Raw genomic sequence first — 3,184 nt, forward strand, 5'->3', positions numbered from 1 at the left:
GAAGGTCAAGGGTTCGACTCCCTTATTCTCCACAGTTTTGGAAGATTGATTTAAAAGTTACGGATGGAGCCAAAAACAACATCAGTTCATCAATCTGAAAAGAAGACATTAAGATCATTGACATTAACGGTAAAGACATCACAAAGAGAAAACCGAGCACTTATAAGTGCTTGAGTAACCTAAAAATAGGAAAGAAATCGTTAAGGGCGTATGGCGGATGCCTAGGCTTTCAGAGGCGACGAAGGACGTGGTAAGCTGCGAAAAGCTGCGGGGATTGGCACACACGAATTGATCCGCAGATATCCGAATGGGGCAACCCGGCATGTTGAAGACATGTCACCTCGCAAGAGGAGCAAACCCGGAGAACTGAAACATCTAAGTACCCGGAGGAAAAGAAATCGAAGAGATTCCGTAAGTAGTGGCGAGCGAAAGCGGATTAGCCCAAAAGTCTTTATATGTTTAGAAGAACGTACTGGAAAGTGCGGCCATAGAGGGTGATAGCCCCGTATTTGAAAGGCATATTAAGATGATAAATGAGTAGGGCGGGACACGTGAAATCCTGTCTGAATATGGGGGGACCATCCTCCAAGGCTAAATACTCCTGAAAGACCGATAGTGAACAAGTACTGTGAAGGAAAGGTGAAAAGCACTTCGAATAGAAGGGTGAAATAGAACCTGAAACCGTACGCCTACAAGCGGTCGGAGCAGATTAATTCTGTGACGGCGTGCCTTTTGCATAATGAGCCTACGAGTTAATTTTACTAGCGAGGTTAAGGACTTCAGGTCCGGAGCCGGAGCGAAAGCGAGTCTGAATAGGGCGTATAGTTAGTAGGATTAGACGCGAAACCTTGTGATCTACCCATGGGCAGGTTGAAGCTTTGGTAACACAAAGTGGAGGACCGAACCGGTTGACGTTGAAAAGTCTTCGGATGACCTGTGGGTAGGGGTGAAAGGCCAATCAAACTGGGAGATAGCTCGTACTCTCCGAAATGCATTTAGGTGCAGCGTCGTATATAAGTTTATTAGAGGTAGAGCTACTGATTGGATGCGGGGGTTTCACCGCCTACCAATTCCTGACAAACTCCGAATGCTAATAAATGTTCTACGGCAGTGAGGGCATGGGTGCTAAGGTCCATGTCCGAGAGGGAAAGAACCCAGACCAACAGCTAAGGTCCCCAAATATATGTTAAGTTGAAGCAACGCGGTTGGACTGCATTGACAGCTAGGATGTTGGCTTGGAAGCAGCCATTCATTTAAAGAGTGCGTAACAGCTCACTAGTCGAGCGGTCCGGCATGGATAATAATCGGGCATAAACATATTACCGAAGCTATGGATTTATAATTTTATTATATCTGGTAGGAGAGCATTCTGTTTGCGCCGAAGCAGTATCGTGAGGTATTGTGGAGCGGACAGAAAAGAAAATGTAGGCATAAGTAACGATAAAGGGGGCGAGAAACCCCCTCACCGAAAGACTAAGGTTTCCTCAGCCATGCTAATCAGCTGAGGGTTAGTCGGGACCTAACGCGAACCCGAAAGGGGTAGTGGATGGACAATGGGTTAATATTCCCATACTTGCTCACACTAAAAAGGGGACGGTTCGATGTAGCTACTAAAGACGGACGGAAGTGTCAAGGCCTAGCCTTCGGGCGAAGCTGCTGTAGTGTAATCGGATCCAAGAAAAGCCGAAGTGAAGCAACCCGTACCAAAACCGACACAGGTGGTCGAGGAGAGAATCCTAAGGTGCTCGAGTGAGTCGTGGCTAAGGAACTAGGCAAAATAGTCTCGTAACTTCGGAAGAAGAGACGCCATCAGCAATGGTGGCCGCAGTGAAGAGGCCCAGGCGACTGTTTATCAAAAACACAGGACTCTGCTAAATCGAAAGATGCTGTATAGGGTCTGACACCTGCCCGGTGCTGGAAGGTTAAGGAAGGGCGTTAGGGTAACCGAAGCGTTTGACTGAAGCCCCAGTAAACGGCGGCCGTAACTATAACGGTCCTAAGGTAGCGAAATTCCTTGTCGGGTAAGTTCCGACCTGCACGAATGGTGTAACGATCTGGGCACTGTCTCAGCCACGAGCTCGGTGAAATTGTAGTATCGGTGAAGATGCCGATTACCCGCAATGGGACGAAAAGACCCTGTGAACCTTTACTATAACTTCGTATTGACTTTGAGTAAGTAATGTGTAGGATAGGTGGGAGGCTTTGAAGCAGGCACGCTAGTGTTTGTGGAGCCGTCGTTGAAATACCACCCTTTACTTACTTGGAGCCTAACTTCCCTATGGAAGGACATTGCGTGGTGGGTAGTTTGACTGGGGTGGTCGCCTCCAAAAGAGTAACGGAGGCTTTCAAAGGTACCCTCAGCACGCTTGGTAACCGTGCGTAGAGTGTAATGGCATAAGGGTGCTTGACTGTGAGACCAACAAGTCGATCAGGTGCGAAAGCAGGACATAGTGATCCGGTGGTTCCGTATGGAAGGGCCATCGCTCATAGGATAAAAGGTACTCCGGGGATAACAGGCTAGTCTCCCCCAAGAGCTCACATCGACGGGGAGGTTCGGCACCTCGATGTCGGCTCGTCACATCCTGGGGCTGGAGAAGGTCCCAAGGGTTGGGCTGTTCGCCCATTAAAGTGGCACGCGAGCTGGGTTCAGAACGTCGTGAGACAGTTCGGTCTCTATCTATTGCGGGCGTTAGATGTTTGAGAGGGCTTGATTCTAGTACGAGAGGACCGAATTGAACAAACCTCTGGTGTATCAGTTGTACCGCCAGGTGCACCGCTGAGTAGCTATGTTTGGAAGAGATAAACACTGAAAGCATATAAGTGTGAAACTCGCCTCAAGATGAGACATCTTTTAAGGGTCGTGGGAGATGACCACGTTGATAGGCTACAGGTGTAAAGTTGGTAACAGCATAGCCGAGTAGTACTAATTACCCGTAGATTTATAGCCTATTGGTTACAAACAACAAGCCTTATAAGTGCAACACTGGTTTTGCCTTTGTGATGAAATTTACCGATAAAAAGCTAATGGCCAATGGCAATAAGCCAATAGCCAACGGCTATATACAACCTTTAGGGTGGTTTTAGCGGTGGGGCTCACCTGTTCCCATTCCGAACACAGAAGTTAAGCCCACCAGCGCCGATGGTACTGCTAACGCGGGAGAGTAGGTCGCCGCCAGTTTTTTTT

2 rRNA genes are annotated in these 3,184 nt (G+C 48.2%); both read left to right on the plus strand.

From position 1 onward, the window contains the following. Positions 1-190 precede the first annotated feature (190 nt). A 23S ribosomal RNA gene (locus BUA76_RS18865) occupies positions 191-2,947 on the plus strand. Positions 2,948-3,070: 123 nt separating this feature from the next. After that, a 5S ribosomal RNA gene (rrf, locus tag BUA76_RS18870) occupies positions 3,071-3,178 on the plus strand. Positions 3,179-3,184 lie beyond the last annotated feature (6 nt).

This window comes from Chryseobacterium takakiae, assembly GCF_900129385.1.
GTDB classification, from domain to species: Bacteria; Bacteroidota; Bacteroidia; order Flavobacteriales; family Weeksellaceae; genus Chryseobacterium; species Chryseobacterium takakiae.